This window comes from Neobacillus drentensis (genome assembly GCF_036965645.1).
Lineage (GTDB): Bacteria > Bacillota > Bacilli > Bacillales > Cytobacillaceae > Neobacillus > Neobacillus drentensis_D.
On record NZ_JBALPZ010000247.1, the window covers coordinates 1 to 15,346 of the forward strand.

Genomic DNA, 15,346 nt, shown 5'->3' on the forward strand with positions numbered 1-15,346 from the left:
ATATTGATTTTTTTAAAAATAAATTATATTATAAGTCTCGTTGAATTTATTTCGACATTTTTCGCAATATACTTATTGTTCATTTTTTCACATTAACAATGCATAAGGGATTTTTATAGAGGGGAAGTTTTTATGGAGATTTTCAGGAAAAAGTCCATACAGGACTTAATTAACCAAGCAGAAAAAAAAGATGTGTCCTTAAAAAAGGAACTTGGCGCTTTTGATTTATCCATGCTTGGGATAGGTGCAATTGTAGGTACAGGGATTTTTGTTCTCACAGGTGTAGCAGCTGCCGAGCATGCAGGCCCTGCCTTAATTCTTTCGTTTATTTTATCAGGGCTGGTTTGTATATTTGCTGCACTCTGTTATGCAGAATTTGCCTCAACTGTTCCAGTGTCCGGAAGTGCCTACACATACAGCTATGCAACATTTGGAGAATTCATTGCCTGGATTTTAGGATGGGATTTAATTCTCGAATACGGGTTTGCCTCCGCCTCAGTCGCCAGCGGCTGGTCTGGGTATTTTCAAGGTCTGATAGCAGGATTTGGTATCCACCTTCCAAAAGCTATCTCTAGTGCATTCAATCCAGCAAATGGAACATATGTCGATGTGCCGGCCATATTTATTACCTTTGTTATCACATTCCTATTAACTAGAGGAGTTAAACATTCAGCACGTTTTAATGCGACAATGGTTTTTATTAAATTAGCGGTCGTTATCATTTTTCTAGCTGTTGGAGCATGGTATGTAAAGCCGGACAACTGGACCCCTTTCATGCCATTTGGATTTTCCGGTGTAGCATCTGGTGCCGCGACAGCATTCTATGCTTATATAGGGTTTGATGCCGTTTCAACTGCGGCTGAGGAAGTAAAAAACCCGCAGAGGAACATGCCTATTGGAATTATTGCCTCCCTCGTGGTTTGTACAATTTTATACATTGCCGTTTCCGCCGTTTTAACAGGGATTGTTCCTTATCAATTGTTAGATGTTAAAAATCCGGTTTCATTTGCATTAAGTTATATTCACCAAGACTGGGCCGCAGGATTCATTTCCCTTGGAGCCATTGCTGGAATCACAACCGTCTTAACCGTTATGGTTTATGGACAAACTCGCTTATTTTATGCGATTAGCCGCGATGGTCTGCTTCCAAAGGTATTCTCAAAAGTGGATAAGAAAAAACAAACACCAGTGGTGAATTCATGGATTACCTGTTTGCTTGTATCTATTTTTTCGGGTTTCATTCCACTGGGTAAGCTAGCCGAACTAACGAATATAGGTACTTTATTCGCGTTCATGTCCGTTTCCATTGGGATTTTATATCTACGTAAAACACAAGGTGCACCAAAACGTGGTTTCCGCGTTCCGTTTGTACCATGGATTCCACTCATTGCCTTTTTATCATGTGGCTATCTAGTGCTTCAGCTGCCTGCTTTAACTTGGATCAGTTTTTTCATTTGGCTGATCATTGGTTTAGTTATCTATTTCAGTTATGGTAGAAAACATTCAGTGTTAAATTAGCAGATAAATTAAGTACAATTAAAAAGACCTTCTGTGGATTTTTTACAGAAGGTCCTTTTTTGCATTGCCCGCATTTTCAAATGTATTTTAATGGTATAATGTTAATAAAAAGTGAACTTAACTTAATTTGGACGCCATACTAAAAGAGGTGTAGAAAAGTGATCACAGCTGATCAAATGTTAGTCAAAAAGATTAATCAAAAGCTATTACTAAATGAAATTGTTGCAAATTCCCCTATCTCAAGGGCAAAGTTATCTGAAACAACAGGTTTAAATAAATCGACTGTATCTTCCCAAGTAAATACCTTAATTGAAAAAAACCTTATATTCGAAATTGGACAAGGTCAGTCAAGTGGCGGAAGAAAACCTGTGATGCTGGTTTTCAACAAGAATGCTGGTTATTCCATTGGAATTGATATTGGTGTCGATTATATCAATTCCATATTAACGGATTTAAAAGGAAATATTGTTCACGAGGATTATCAACAAGTAGAAAATCAGTCTTCTGAAGAGATAAAGGATGTTCTATTCTTAAAAATTAACAACTTAAAATCTCAAATGCCGGAATCTCCCTATGGGCTAATCGGCATCGGATTATGCGTACCGGGACTTGTTAATTCAGAGCAAAAAATCATCTTCACTCCTAACTTGGACTGGAATTATGAATTAGACTTAAAATCCTTAATCGAACAGGAATTTAAAGTACCTGTCTTTTTAGAAAATGAAGCTAATGCCGGGGCCTACGGAGAAAAAGAGTTTGGAGCTGCTAAAAATTACGAAAACCTTGTTTACGTAAGTGTTCATACTGGTATAGGTGTCGGCATTATTATTAATAATGATCTTTATAGAGGAGTCCGTGGATTTGCTGGGGAAATGGGGCATTTAACCATTGACTTAAATGGACTCAAATGCAGTTGTGGAAATCGGGGCTGCTGGGAATTATATGCTTCTGAAAAGGCATTATTAAGCTCATTATCGAAGCTGCAGCGAGAGAAACTATCTAATCAAGAAATCATACAGCTTGCCAATCAAAATAACCCCGAAATTTTAATGGCACTTCAAAAGTTTGGTTTCTATCTAGGTATTGGGTTAACAAGTATTCTAAATACCTTTAATCCACAAGCCGTCATTATCCGAAACAATATCATTGAAGCACTGCCAATGGTCTTAAACTCAATCAAAAATTCTGTGGCGTCTAGAACCTATCAACAACTTGAAAATAGTTATGAACTATTAACTTCATCATTAGGAAAAAATGCTCCTGCATTAGGAGCCTGTTCCATTGCCATCGGACAATTTTTAGAAATGTTTACCGCATAATAGCTTTCAAAAACGCAAAGTGAAAATATCTACTTTGCGTTTTCTTGATATCATCTTCGGCTTTATTACATAATATTAATTTTTTTAAATACCATATCGAAATTGGTCTAAACTAACTATGAAATGATTACTTATCATTCCTAGCATTAATCTGTAAGAAATAAAAACGGGAAGAAGGTCGTCGGTTATGTCTTGGTTGGTATTTGCGATTTTATCTGCTGTTTCAGCTGCATTAGTTTCTATTTTTGGTAAAATCGGATTACAAAATATTGATGCCAACACTGCTACTGCCATTCGCTCGGTTATTATGGCACTCTTTTTAATTGGGGTGGTTAGTTTTCAGGGGAATTTAGGGAAGATTCCTGAGATTTTTGCACAAAGGAAAGCGTTGTTATTTATCGTTCTAAGTGGTCTGGCAGGTGCCACATCTTGGTTGTTTTACTTTTTAGCCTTAAAAACAGGAAAAGTGTCGCAGGTTGGACCCATTGATAAACTCAGCGTAGTGATTGCGACGGTTCTAGCGATTATCTTTTTCGGTGAAAAGCTTAGCTTTATTAACGGAATCGGTGTTGCATTAATTGCAATTGGGGTCATTTTAACTGCATTACATTAACCTTAACTCTAATATTGAGACAGTAGTTAAATTATATAAACCACACTAGTGATAAAATTCACTGTGTGGTTTTATTTTTCCTCTAGACATAGGCATTAGCCGTCTCTTATGAATTGTAGGTAAATATCATGTCAGAAAGGTCACTTAATCTTGACTATGTTAATCAACATTTAGAGGTTTTAGGAGGATTTCAAAATGAAGCTGCTTTATTGTATTCATCAACAATTAGGGAAATTAAAGAATCCAACACTTAAGGAACTGGGAACTGCTCTAAAACAATTTCCTGATCTTTCTGATTTAATCCAGCCTTTTATTACTGACCCAGACCAGTTTCCGTATGGCAGAAATGTCATTTACTTAAATGAACATGTAGAGGTACTTGTTCTTAACCTCCCGCCACATGTTGAGACAGCCATCCATGATCATGGTCAATCTATTGGTTGTGCCATAATCGTCGAGGGTAAACTGCTTAATTCGATTTATCGTATCAACGACAACCAAATTGAACGAGCTGCTGCCTCTACGGTTCAGAAGGGAGAATGTCTTTATTCACCTTCTGGTCTGATCCATAAGATGAGTAATCTTCAAAATGAACAGATGATTTCCCTTCATGTCTACTCCCCGCCTCTTATTAACATGTCTAATTATCACGAACGACAAGTAAGCGAAACATTACCTGATTTTGCATGACAATCTCATATCAAAAAAGAGGCAATCCCCTTGCCTCTTTTAGTCTCGTTTCCTCTGAAGGACTTCCAGTAAAGATCATTACTTAGCTAATAATTAAAACTCCCATTCTACTATTTTTATTTTCTATTTTGATTTTTTATTGGTAAATTTAATAGAACCAAAGTTACAATGAGGATGTTGAATGGATTGAAATGCCTTGTATTCATTTTCCAGTTCTGTTAGTGATAACTCAAAGAGGTGTTTATCTTCTTTCTTATATACATTAAAAGCAATTAATTTTTCGATTAATTTTTTGCGCTTATTTTCCACAGCGTTACGAAGAATATTCCCCACCCGAATCACTCCTATTTATAGATTTTATTTTATAAATGAAACGTTTTTCGATTGGATCATAAACTTATTGGCTAGTTAACTAATAGCTTGGCTTTCTAATAATTCCCTTGCACTTTCATATAGAAAATAAGCTGCTTTTAAAATAGCTGATTCATCAATCGTAAATTCAGGATGATGCCAATCTTCGTTCCCATTTGTTCCGAAAAAGGCAAAGTGACCTGGGCAATGGAGCAGGTAATAAGAGAAATCTTCACCTGCCGTGGAAAGGTTCGGATGGATAACTTCTAGAGATTGTTTTTCAGCAGCTCTTTTGACTATATCTGTCACCGAATTATGATTTACTAGTGGAGGTGGACCTGGAAACCAGCTAATCTCTGCTTCTTGTGAAAAAGCAGCAGCAATTGAATTAACAATGTTGTAAAACTTTGCTTTTACTTCCTCTCGGATCATAGGGTCAAAGGTTCGAATCGTCCCTTCCAAACTGACTTCACCTGGAATAACATTCCACGTACTTCCTCCTATTATTTTCGTCACGCTCACTACTGCACTGTGAAGCGGGGACACATTCCTGCTGACAATGGTCTGAAGAGCAGTAATAAGCTGCCCGGCTCCTACGATTGGATCATTCCCATTTTGCGGGAGTGCTGCATGGCTCCCTTTCCCATATAATACAATTTGAAAACGATCCACGGCCGCCATTAAGGGTCCTTCTTTTATTCCAATCGTCCCTACTGGTAACTCAGGTTTATTATGAAGTCCAATAATCGCTTCCACACCATCCAATTGTCCATCCTTTATCACATGCTGTGCCCCTCCTCCTAACTCTTCGGCCGGTTGAAAAATCAGGCGGACTGAGCCATTTAGCTGAGACAGATTTTCTTTTAATAAATAGGCTGCACCAATGAGGGCTGCAGTATGGAAATCATGGCCGCAGGCATGCATAACTCCCTTTATTTTGGAAGCATAAGGTAGTCCCGTTTTCTCCTCAATTGGCAGTGCATCAATGTCTGCACGTATCGCCACAATGGGGCCCGGTTTACCACCTTTTATGTCAGCAAAAACACCTGTCTTCAAGTCTGTGTTTCGAATCGGGATAGCTAATTCTTTTAGCCAGGTTTCAATAGATTTAGTTGTTTCAAACTCATGGTTCGATAATTCTGGATATTGATGTAAATGGCGACGGACCGAAATTAAATATGATTCTAATTCCTGAGGATTCATAGTAATGTCCTTTCTTATAAATCATACCGATAGCATTTTACTAAATTATCATTATTATAAAATTCTTTTGATTGATCTCGTTTAAAACCAAACCATTCATACAATCGAATAGCCTTTTGCATTTTTTCACCGGAATGCAAATACAATTCTTTTGCTCCTTGAGACTTCGCAAACTGAAGACCGGCCTTTAGTAATTCTTGTGCAATGCCGTGCCCACGAGCTTCCGGGTGAACAGCCAATAAACGAATAATCGGCGAGTAAATCTGTAATTCTGGCCTTTGATAGGCCTTATCTGATGAGAGAAATAACTGTAAAGTTCCAAGAATTTTGTCATCACTTTTCGCAATCAAGATTTTTTCAACATTTGGATTATCAACAGATGCTTTAATGTTTGTTAAGTACTCCTCCCAAACTTGAGGACTCTTATATGCTTGCTTATACTGCTGATAGCTCTCCACTAATAATTGTCGTACGGTCTCTTTCTCTTCACTCTTTAATTCTTCTATGGTAATTTGGTTAATTGCCATATTAGTCACCCTTTCGCCATTTAAATATTCAACTAAAAAGACCCATTTTATCTACAAGAATAGTCGGAATTAAACCAGCACTAGTCCTTTGAACCCTTTCACAATAGTAGATCTGCAACTTATTTAGAAAGTTCTTTTTGACAACATCTCTCACTTTTGATCAACGATTTTTGATAATTCCTGATCAAATTCATGGTTCCATAAATTGCTGACATTAATATTTTTATTAATAATTCCCACATTATGAAAAACATTGGCTATATCTTGCTGAGAGTCTGTTTTTGTATCTGAAAGGGGAATTACCCGTGTTGGCCGTTGATCTTCTCCATCTTTAAACGTTTGGAAAGCTTGTTCAAATGGCTGATTTGTTTCTGCTGCCACAATTTTAGCCCATTTTTCTGGATTCTCTCTTTGCCATTTATATGCCTGATTTACTCGGTCTAGCAAATCGACTATGGCCGCATGTTTTCCTGGATCACTTACAGCATCTGTTAAGGCATTGACTTGAAAATCTCCTGATAAAATATCTTTTGCACTAGCAAGTGTAGTTGCTCCCTTTTGGTGTGCAGAGATAATGGCATTCCCATAACTCGCTAAAGCATCTACATTCCCGCCAAGAAGCGCAGCTAATCCATCAGAAGTAGTCAATTGAACAGGCTTAATATCATTCCATGTTAATCCCGCATCTTCCAACATTTTAATTAGAAAATAATGAGCTGTTGTATTTTGTACATATGCGACTTTTTTGCCTTTTAAATCTGCAACACTTTTAATATTAGACCCTTTTGCTACTACTAATTCCTGTTGAAGCGTATTAGATTGTTGAATCGCTATAACTTTCGAATGCTCCCCATTCTGTGCTAAAGCGGAAAAAAGAGGAGGAATTTCACTCGTAATGCCAAAATCAACATGACCAGCCGTCATTGCTTCTAAAATTAAATTACCACCTTGAAACACACTATACTCTACTTTATAAGGAGTGTCCTCAAGTCCAGCAGCTTTAAGTGCTTCCTCGATTGTTCCCCAACCCGTTTGACCAACACGCAAAGTAACTTTACTTAAATCTACAGTTTCTTTTTTCGTTCCTTCCTTAGCACTTGTTTGTTTACTTTCTTTATTAGCTGAACATCCAGTTAGTACGATAGATATGACAAGTCCTAAGAGTACGAAAAACATACTCATCTTTTTCATTACCATTACCTCACATTTATTCAAATTAATATTCATTCTCTTTTAATTTACCTGCTCTTTTAACGGTGTAAAAAATGATTCACCTGAAATTCGTTGTAAGAACCGACGAGTTCTTTCTTCCTTTGGTGCATGGAATATCTCCAATGGAGTTCCTTCCTCCACGATGACTCCCCCATCCATAAACAGAACCCGATCAGATACTTCTTTAGCAAAACTCATTTCATGGGTAACAACCACCATCGTAATTCCTTCTTGTGCTATTTCTTTAATAACGGATAGAACTTCTCCAACTAATTCAGGATCTAATGCCGACGTTGGCTCATCAAAAAGAATAACCTCTGGATTTAAAGCTAATGCCCTTGCAATTCCTACTCGCTGCTGCTGTCCGCCCGATAATTGAGAAGGATAAAAATGTAATTTATCACTAAGACCCACTTTTTCAAGCACTTTCTCACTAATTATTCTGGCATCCTTTATCTTTATTTTTTTTGCAACGACCAAACCTTCCATTACGTTTTCCACCACTGTCTTATGAGCAAATAAATTATAGTGCTGAAAAACCATTGCCGATTGTTTTCTTACCGACAACATATCCTTTTTCGTTGCGTTCTTTGCATTAACCTGAATATTGCCGATTTGTACAATACCAGCCTCAGGTCTTTCTAAAAAATTTAGGCATCGCAGTAAAGTGGTTTTCCCTGAACCACTTGGCCCAAGTATGGTAACCACTTCACCACGGTTTATCTTTAAATTAATACCTCGTAACACCTGCGATTTGTTAAATGATTTCTTTATGTCTTTTAAAATAATCATGACACGCCTCCTCGACTATACGATGTTACTCGTTTTTCTAATAAAAAAGAAATTCCCTCAACAATAATCGTAAGTCCCCAATAAATTATTCCAGCAGCAATAAAAGCCTCTAAAAATTTCAAGTTTGTTGAAGCGACAATATTAGCCGCACCCGTCAATTCTTTTTCTGATACCAGAAAAGCAATCGATGAAGTGTGTAAAAAACCGACAAATACATTTGTAAAATTTGGAATTGATTGTGCTAACGCCTGTGGTAAAATAATCCGAAACATCGCTTGGAACCTAGTCATCCCTACAGAGTATGCCGCTTCTATTTGACCAGCAGAAACACTAATGATACCAGATCGGATAATCTCCGAAAGGTATGCACCTGCAGCTAATGACAAGGCGGTTAAAACAAACAAAATAATGGGGATTTTGCTAGATTGGATATTTAAGTTAAACTTTGACGATACTAGGTCTACTAATAAGGGGATTCCATAATAAATGACCATAATATGCATGATAATCGGAGTTCCTCTAAAAAAGGAAACATAGCCATTTGCAGCCTGATATAAAAACCTCGTTTTATAGAATCTAATGAGTGCAACAATGATACCGATTAAAAAACCAATCCCTAAGGGAACAATGGTGAGGATGAGTGTAATGGGAAGAGATTTAATAATTTCTTGAAATGCTATCCATATAAAAGGAAGATCGATTGTCATTTATACCCCTCCTGACTACGCGGCAGCCGATAAATCAGCTTTCTGATGACGATTAAAGTATTTTTCTAGTTCACTAAATATCTTTTCAAACAATAGAACAACAGCATAATAGATGATCGAAAGGGATATATACACTTCCAATGCATGCGCGGTTGCTGATATAAGCGTATCTCCTCTGCCTACCATATCCATCACACCAATGCTGAAAGCTAGGGACGTATCTTTTAAAGATCCAATAACGGAGTTTGCCATATTTGGAAACGCAATCCGTAAGGCCTGTGGTAAAACAATCCGAAAGAAGTTTTGTGTGCTTGTCATTCCAACTGAATAGGCTGCTTCCATCTGCCCTTTATCAACAGCGCGTATGGCTCCGCGAAAAATTTCTGAAAAGCTTGCTCCATTACTAATTGCATAAGTAATAATCACAAAATAAATAGCGTCTAGCTTAGAAATATCAATATTGAAAATCATTAGAATTGCGGGCAGGCCATAAAATACTAGGAATAACTGGATTAAAATCGGTGTCCCGCGAATAAACGAAACGTATAAAATGACCAGTTGATTTAAGAAAGGAATTTTAAACAATCTCGGTATAGCGGCTGCTATACCGAGGATTAGTCCTAGAAAAATAGATGCTGCTAAAATCTCAAGAGTTACCCCTAGATAATGCAGTAGTGTTGGTAAAAACTCAATAATTAATAAAGGATCAAACGCTTTGCCCATTTTTAAACAACCTCCAAACACTAACGAGCTACGATTTAAAAGTTGACGGTATAGTCAGCCCCTAACCATTTTTTACTTAATTCGCCAACGACACCTTCTTTTTTCAACTCTACGAGTGCTTCGTCAATTCTCTTTTGTAGTGGTGTTTCATCTTTTCTTAGAAGGAAATAAACTTTTGAATTTAAAAGTGGTTCACCGACTACTTTTTCTTGAGCATCCACTTGCTTATTAAGGAAATCCACTGAAAATGGTGTCGTAATGGTGGCATCTGCTCTGCCTGTTTTAATTTGATTAATGGTAGAATCAGGTCCATTCCCTGCATAAACAATTTGTATACCTGCGTTATGTTCCTTGTTATATTTTTCGATAAATACAGCTGAGTTACTGGTTGCACTTACGATTACCTTTTTCCCTTTTAAATCTTTAATGGAATTAATATCATTGTTATCTTGTTTCACTGTTACATGAAGAGGGAAAATATTATACGGTTCGCTATTAAAAAGAAACTTCTTTTGTCGTTCTTCATTGACTTCCATCTGATGGGCAATAAAATCAATCTTATTTGTTTCTAAGCTGATTAACAGGTTGGAAAACTCCATTGTTTTAAACTCAAATTTATACTCTGGAAGTTTTTCATCTATTTTTCTAACTAGTTCCACATCATAACCCGTTAACTTTCCATTTTTATCGATAAAGCAAACATTCGGAAACTGTGTCCCAGTTCCCACTATTATTTTTTGTACTTTTGTTTCTCCTTTAGCTGTATTCGAGCTTGCTTTGGAAGTCTTGCTAGTTTCTTGTGATGAGCATGCCCCTGCCACTATTGCAGTCAATAGCGTCAATGTTAATAGAAATGATTTTTTAAATTTCATAGTGATCCACCCTTTATTCACATTTTCCCCCAACTCTTTATACTAAGTTACTAGCGTTGCTGTATTATGTAGTGAATAATAATACCATCTTTAAACTAGTAAACATATGAATTTAGTCGGAATTATTTTAAAATACCACTCTTATTAATTTTCTCCAGTACTGCTTCAATATGTTCGATCCCTACTTTTGTTACACCTTCAAATACATCCCCTTGACCAATTTCAACGACAGGTACATGACGAACACCATACTTGATTTCCAAAATATCTCTGCGCTCATCATGATGAGTAACATCAACAGTTTTATATTCAATTCCTTTATCCTCTAAATATTGTTTTACTTCCCCGCAATAATGACATCCTTCTTTAGCCCAAACCACAACTGATAATTCTTTACTCATTTTGAATTCCTCCATTAATATTTATTTTTAACAAAATAGGCTCCCCATTTAAGATTTAACATCTTAATATAGAGAGCCTCTAGTTGACTAGCCGGCATATAGACTTATTGTATTTACTATTCAATGTGTTACGACCTTATTTGTATATCGGTTTTCTGGATAAGGAATTCCTAGATTACCACGTAATGTGTCAGCCTCGTAATCTGTTCTAAAAAGTCCTCGTTTTTGAAGAATTGGCAGGACATAGTCTACAAAATCATTTAACCCATTAGGTACAGCAGAACCAATTATAAACCCATCAGCGCCACCTGCTTCAAACCATTCCTGAATGAGGTCGGCTACTTTTTCCGGTGTTCCAAGAAAAGCAGGTTTTGGCGTTGTCTCTCGTAAGGCGACTTGGCGAAGCGTTAAATTTTCCTCCTTCGCTTGCCGTTTAATTCGATCAGTATGACTTCGGAAACTATTCTTACCTAAATCACCGAGTTTAGGAAACGGTTCATCGAGAGGATATTGTGAAAAATCATGATGCTCGAAATATCGTCCCAGATAATCTAAGGCTTTATCGATAGAAACTAGATTGGCAATTTCTTGGTACTTTCTTTCTGCCTCTTCCTCTGTTGCAGCAATAATGGGTGAAATCCCTGGAAGAATCACGAGCTCATCTGGATTCCGTCCGTAGGCTTTTGCTCTCTCTTTGACATCCTGATAAAATGTTTGTGCGGATTTTAATGTTGGATGTCCTGTAAAGATGGCATCTGCTTCTTGGGCTGCAAGGTTTTTTCCTGCCTCGGAAGATCCAGCTTGAAATATGACCGGTCTGCCTTGCTTAGATCTTCCGATATTTAGCGGTCCTTGTACCGAGAAAAATTCCCCTCGATGATTCAAGTGATGCAGTTTTTCTGGATCAAAAAATACTCCTGTTTCTTTTTCACGAACAAATGCATCATCTTCCCATGAATCCCAAAGTCCTTTTGCAACCTCGAGATATTCAGCTGCTATTCGGTATCTTTTGGCATGATCAGGATGTTCTTCAATCGTTTTACTAAAGTTTAGAGCTGTTTTTTCTAATGGTGATGTAACCACATTCCAGCCCGCCCGGCCATGACTGATATGGTCAAGGGAGGCAAACTGCCTCGCAACATTAAACGGTTCACTATAAGATGTTGAAAGTGTTCCAACAAGACCAATTCTTGAGGTAACTGCAGCAAGGGCTGATAAAATCGTAAGTGGTTCAAACCTATTTAAAAAGTGTGGAATAGATTTCTCATTAATATGCAGACCATCTGCAATAAAAACCAAGTCAAATTTTCCTTCTTCTGCCTTCTTAGCTTGACTGGTGTAAAAATCTAAACTGACACTAGCATCAGCTTGGATATTTGGATGCCTCCAACCAGCAATATTGCCGCCAACACCATGAATAATAGCCCCAAATTTTAACTTTCTTTTATTAGACATTTACACTCCTCCTTTTAAATCTTATCCCGAGTTATTTGATAGGAATACTTTTTTCTTTTCTTGTGCTTTATCCTATCACGTAAAGATTTGATTTTCTATACTTTATCTGATAGAAAAAATTATTGTTTATATACATAAAAACTATCAATTACTCTAAACGAAATACAAAGCTTTAAACATCACGCCGTGGCTCACTTGTAATTCCTACTAAAACCACCTAACAAGTAGGAATTAAACGTTTTAAAAAACTTCATATCTGAAGTTCTTTTAGCACTGTTTAATAGATTTAAATTGATTATCTGGTAATGGCAAATTATAATGGTCTCTTAAAGTATTACCAGAATACTCCGTTCTAAATAATTGTCTGTGCTGCAATTCAGGTATGACTAAATCAACAAAAAGATCAAGATCACGTTTCATGATTTGTGGCATGATGTTAAATCCATCAGCTGCTCCGTTTAGAAACCAATATTCAAGCTGGTCTGCAATACTCTTTGGTGTCCCGCTTATTGTATAATGCCCTCTTCCACCTCCTAAACGAATAAGTAATTGTTTAATAGTAAGATTCTCTCGTTGGGCCAACTCAATGATTAATTTAGTCCTGCTTTGATGACCTTGTATTTCTTTACTATCTGGTAGATTGGGCAGCGGTCCATCCAAAGGAACCGATGTTACATCCACTCCAATTCTGTTAGAAAGCTGAATCAAACTATGGCTGAAATTCATGAATTCTGCTAACTCTTCTTCTCTTTTCTTTGCCTCTTCTTCTGTATTTCCTATAACAAAACTTATTCCCGGCAATATTTTTACTTGATCTGGATTCCTGCCGATCCCGGCTATTCTTTCTTTTGCATATAAGTAAAACGCTCGAGCCTCTTCAAAGGTTTGGTGGGCCGTAAAAATGGCATCAGCGTATTGTGAAGAAAATTCCTTTCCATCCTCTGAAGTTCCTGCTTGGAATAGAACAGGTCTTTTCTGTGGAGACCTTGGCATATTTAACGGGCCGCGAACCTTAAAATATTCTCCGTTATGATGAATTTCATGTACTTTTTGATTATCTGCAAAAATTCCATTCTCTTTATCTGCTAAAACCGCATCATCTTCCCAGCTATCCCAAAGCTTCATGGTTACTTCTAAAAACTCTTTTGCTTTTTTATAGCGTTCAGTATGATTGGGAATTCGGTCAAGATTAAAATTCTGAGCCTCACTATCGGTTCCAGAAGTAATGATATTCCAGCCGGCACGGCCATTACTCAGAAAATCGAGGGAAGAAAATCTTCTTGCCACATTATAGGGTTCGTTAAAACTAGTTGATACGGTTCCAATTAGGCCAATCTGCTCCGTTACTGCGGCTAGTGCTGAAAGTAATGTGGTTGGTTCAAAAGAGACAAGTGATCCTTTTTCAACGGCTGCAGGTGATGTTGAGATTCGATCGGCGAGAAAGATGGCATCCATTTTTGCCTTTTCTGCTTTTTGTGCCAATTGTTTATAATAAGTGAAATCCATCAATTGATCAGTAAGTGATTCCGGGTGACGCCAGGAGGCCTCATGATGTCCCAGATTATATAGAAATAAATTTAGATGCATGGTACGGGTCTGATTGTTCACTGGTAATTGTACTCCCCCTTTCTACTCAAATTAATTTGGAGCCTACAGGTATTATGAATCGACAACTGCTTTTTCAATTTCCCAAATCGTACTAGGGATCTCACGTCTAAGCACTGGAATAACCTCCGTAGCGAATCTTTCCAGTTGCTCATATTGTTCTTCCTGACTTAACCCTCCTACACTTATACTTTGTACTTGGTGTCCGAATGCTTGATGGTATTTAAGTATTTTTTCTATTACATAATCAGGACTTCCTATTAAAGGTGAACCGTTTTGTACATGGTCTTCAAGACTCTTAAATGGAGATTGGTTATGTTTTGATGCATCTGTATTCATATAAATTTCATAATATGGCCGGAATCTGTTAATGGCCTCTTCCGTTGTGTTGGCTAAATATAAGCTGCCTGCTCCAGCACCAACGACAGCGTTTTTTGAATCGAACCCATAGAATTCAAGACGTTCACGATAATGATCAATTAATTCTTTGTATTTTTCCATGGGATGAAAAGCATTTGATGAAAAAATGGGTTCCCCATTCTTTGCTGCAAGCTCAGTCGAAAGTGGGCTGGATGCACTGCCATGCCAAATTCGTATCTTCTTCTGATAGGGTCTAGGTTCTGTTGTCACATTATTTAATGGCGGACGATATGTCCCTTCCCAAGAGACATTTTCTTCAGACCATAAGCGTTTAAGAAGATCATAGCGCTCAGCTAGTGATATCCATTGCTCTTCTTCTTTTATTCCGAATAAGGGGTAGTGGCGCGGATCGTTACCTTTTCCAATCATCATCTCCAATCTTCCTCCAGATAAATGATCAAGTGTGGCATAATCCTCTGCTACTCGCACTGGGTCAAGGACGCTCAAAACGGATATGGTAGGCATCAAGCGTATTTTTGTGGTTCGCGCTGCAATGGCCGTTAACATTAGAGCTGGTGAAGAAGATAGGAATGGAGCACCATGCCTCTCACCTACTCCATATCCATCATAACCAAGCGTTTCTGCGAAAACAGCTTGATCAATGACTTGTTGAATTCGTTCTTGTTCCGTTAATATCTCTCCTGTTACACCATTTGGATGATTGCTTATTAAATCAAACACAACAAATTTCATCCTTGATTCCTCCTTTTTAAATCCCTAGCTTTCTATGAAGGATATATCGTCCTGTGTATCTCTTATTTTGGTCCTTCATCCCGCTTATGAAGGACACTTCATCTCGGGTATCTCTTATTTTTGTCCTTCATCCCGCTTATGAAGGACACTTCATCCTGGGTATCTCTTATTTCTGTCTTTCATCCCGCTTATGAAGGACACTTCATCCTGATTTTCTCTTATTTTTGTCCTTCATCCCACTTATG

Annotated in this window: 16 protein-coding genes; 4 read left to right on the forward strand and 12 right to left on the reverse strand. The window is 37.4% G+C overall.

Annotated elements, in window-relative coordinates:
• Positions 1–132: 132 nt before the first annotated feature.
• From V7266_RS29670 to V7266_RS29685, 4 genes are all read left to right on the forward strand, one after another.
• A complete protein-coding gene (locus V7266_RS29670) occupies positions 133–1,518 on the forward strand; it encodes an amino acid permease (protein ID WP_335472813.1) in 1,386 nt (461 codons plus the stop codon).
• 176 nt (positions 1,519–1,694) lie between these two features.
• Positions 1,695–2,837: an ROK family protein gene (locus V7266_RS29675; RefSeq protein WP_420491520.1), complete on the forward strand. Its 1,143-nt coding sequence runs from the start codon at positions 1,695–1,697 to the stop codon at positions 2,835–2,837.
• 187 nt (positions 2,838–3,024) lie between these two features.
• Positions 3,025–3,450, forward strand: coding sequence for an EamA family transporter (locus V7266_RS29680; RefSeq protein WP_335472816.1), 426 nt, complete (start codon positions 3,025–3,027; stop codon positions 3,448–3,450).
• Between the two features lie 195 nt (positions 3,451–3,645).
• A complete protein-coding gene (locus V7266_RS29685; RefSeq protein WP_335472818.1) occupies positions 3,646–4,140 on the forward strand; it encodes a cysteine dioxygenase in 495 nt (164 codons plus the stop codon).
• A 123-nt stretch (positions 4,141–4,263) separates the two neighbouring features.
• On the opposite strand, the gene V7266_RS29690 is transcribed toward V7266_RS29685, so the two are convergent.
• From V7266_RS29690 to V7266_RS29745, 12 genes are all read right to left on the reverse strand, one after another.
• Positions 4,264–4,473 carry a Fur-regulated basic protein FbpA gene (locus V7266_RS29690; RefSeq protein ID WP_335472820.1) on the reverse strand — a complete coding sequence of 70 codons (210 nt, stop codon included), beginning with the start codon at positions 4,471–4,473 and terminating at the stop codon, positions 4,264–4,266.
• Between the two features lie 75 nt (positions 4,474–4,548).
• The gene (locus V7266_RS29695; RefSeq protein WP_335472821.1) at positions 4,549–5,694 is read right to left on the reverse strand and encodes an amidohydrolase; all 1,146 of its coding nucleotides are present in this window, start codon (positions 5,692–5,694) and stop codon (positions 4,549–4,551) included.
• 14 nt (positions 5,695–5,708) lie between these two features.
• Positions 5,709–6,221, reverse strand: a complete 513-nt coding sequence (locus V7266_RS29700) for a GNAT family N-acetyltransferase (RefSeq protein WP_335472823.1) — start codon at positions 6,219–6,221, stop codon at positions 5,709–5,711.
• Positions 6,222–6,371: 150 nt separating this feature from the next.
• The gene (locus tag V7266_RS29705) at positions 6,372–7,412 is read right to left on the reverse strand and encodes an ABC transporter substrate-binding protein (protein WP_335472824.1); all 1,041 of its coding nucleotides are present in this window, start codon (positions 7,410–7,412) and stop codon (positions 6,372–6,374) included.
• 42 nt (positions 7,413–7,454) lie between these two features.
• Positions 7,455–8,225, reverse strand: coding sequence for an amino acid ABC transporter ATP-binding protein (locus V7266_RS29710; protein WP_335472826.1), 771 nt, complete (start codon positions 8,223–8,225; stop codon positions 7,455–7,457).
• On the reverse strand, positions 8,222–8,932 hold the full coding sequence (locus V7266_RS29715; RefSeq protein ID WP_335472828.1) for an amino acid ABC transporter permease: 711 nt from the start codon (positions 8,930–8,932) through the stop codon (positions 8,222–8,224). Before V7266_RS29715 ends, V7266_RS29710 begins: the two co-directional genes overlap by 4 nt.
• Positions 8,933–8,947: 15 nt before the next feature.
• Positions 8,948–9,655: an amino acid ABC transporter permease gene (locus V7266_RS29720; protein ID WP_335472830.1), complete on the reverse strand. Its 708-nt coding sequence runs from the start codon at positions 9,653–9,655 to the stop codon at positions 8,948–8,950.
• Positions 9,656–9,690: 35 nt separating this feature from the next.
• Positions 9,691–10,527 (reverse strand): transporter substrate-binding domain-containing protein, encoded by an 837-nt coding sequence (locus V7266_RS29725; RefSeq protein ID WP_335472832.1) that lies wholly within the window; start codon positions 10,525–10,527, stop codon positions 9,691–9,693.
• Between the two features lie 122 nt (positions 10,528–10,649).
• Positions 10,650–10,928: a glutaredoxin family protein gene (locus V7266_RS29730; protein ID WP_335472834.1), complete on the reverse strand. Its 279-nt coding sequence runs from the start codon at positions 10,926–10,928 to the stop codon at positions 10,650–10,652.
• A gap of 120 nt (positions 10,929–11,048) precedes the next feature.
• Positions 11,049–12,383: an LLM class flavin-dependent oxidoreductase gene (locus V7266_RS29735; RefSeq protein ID WP_335472835.1), complete on the reverse strand. Its 1,335-nt coding sequence runs from the start codon at positions 12,381–12,383 to the stop codon at positions 11,049–11,051.
• A 267-nt stretch (positions 12,384–12,650) separates the two neighbouring features.
• Positions 12,651–13,991 (reverse strand): LLM class flavin-dependent oxidoreductase, encoded by a 1,341-nt coding sequence (locus tag V7266_RS29740; RefSeq protein WP_335472836.1) that lies wholly within the window; start codon positions 13,989–13,991, stop codon positions 12,651–12,653.
• 51 nt (positions 13,992–14,042) lie between these two features.
• Positions 14,043–15,101, reverse strand: coding sequence for an LLM class flavin-dependent oxidoreductase (locus V7266_RS29745; protein WP_335472838.1), 1,059 nt, complete (start codon positions 15,099–15,101; stop codon positions 14,043–14,045).
• Between the last annotated feature and the right edge of the window lie 245 nt (positions 15,102–15,346).

Bases quoted from the DNA above. Each gene is read 5' to 3' on its own strand.
- V7266_RS29670 (WP_335472813.1), top strand. From the start codon at position 133: ATGGAGATTTTCAGGAAAAAGTCCATACAGGACTTAATTAACCAAGCA.
- V7266_RS29680 (WP_335472816.1), top strand. From the start codon at position 3,025: ATGTCTTGGTTGGTATTTGCGATTTTATCTGCTGTTTCAGCTGCATTA.
- V7266_RS29700 (WP_335472823.1), bottom strand. From the start codon at position 6,221: ATGGCAATTAACCAAATTACCATAGAAGAATTAAAGAGTGAAGAGAAA.
- V7266_RS29735 (WP_335472835.1), bottom strand. From the start codon at position 12,383: ATGTCTAATAAAAGAAAGTTAAAATTTGGGGCTATTATTCATGGTGTT.
- V7266_RS29685 (WP_335472818.1), top strand. From the start codon at position 3,646: ATGAAGCTGCTTTATTGTATTCATCAACAATTAGGGAAATTAAAGAAT.
- V7266_RS29710 (WP_335472826.1), bottom strand. From the start codon at position 8,225: ATGATTATTTTAAAAGACATAAAGAAATCATTTAACAAATCGCAGGTG.
- V7266_RS29715 (WP_335472828.1), bottom strand. From the start codon at position 8,932: ATGACAATCGATCTTCCTTTTATATGGATAGCATTTCAAGAAATTATT.
- V7266_RS29675 (WP_420491520.1), top strand. From the start codon at position 1,695: ATGTTAGTCAAAAAGATTAATCAAAAGCTATTACTAAATGAAATTGTT.
- V7266_RS29695 (WP_335472821.1), bottom strand. From the start codon at position 5,694: ATGAATCCTCAGGAATTAGAATCATATTTAATTTCGGTCCGTCGCCAT.
- V7266_RS29730 (WP_335472834.1), bottom strand. From the start codon at position 10,928: ATGAGTAAAGAATTATCAGTTGTGGTTTGGGCTAAAGAAGGATGTCAT.
- V7266_RS29705 (WP_335472824.1), bottom strand. From the start codon at position 7,412: ATGAAAAAGATGAGTATGTTTTTCGTACTCTTAGGACTTGTCATATCT.
- V7266_RS29745 (WP_335472838.1), bottom strand. From the start codon at position 15,101: ATGAAATTTGTTGTGTTTGATTTAATAAGCAATCATCCAAATGGTGTA.
- V7266_RS29720 (WP_335472830.1), bottom strand. From the start codon at position 9,655: ATGGGCAAAGCGTTTGATCCTTTATTAATTATTGAGTTTTTACCAACA.
- V7266_RS29725 (WP_335472832.1), bottom strand. From the start codon at position 10,527: ATGAAATTTAAAAAATCATTTCTATTAACATTGACGCTATTGACTGCA.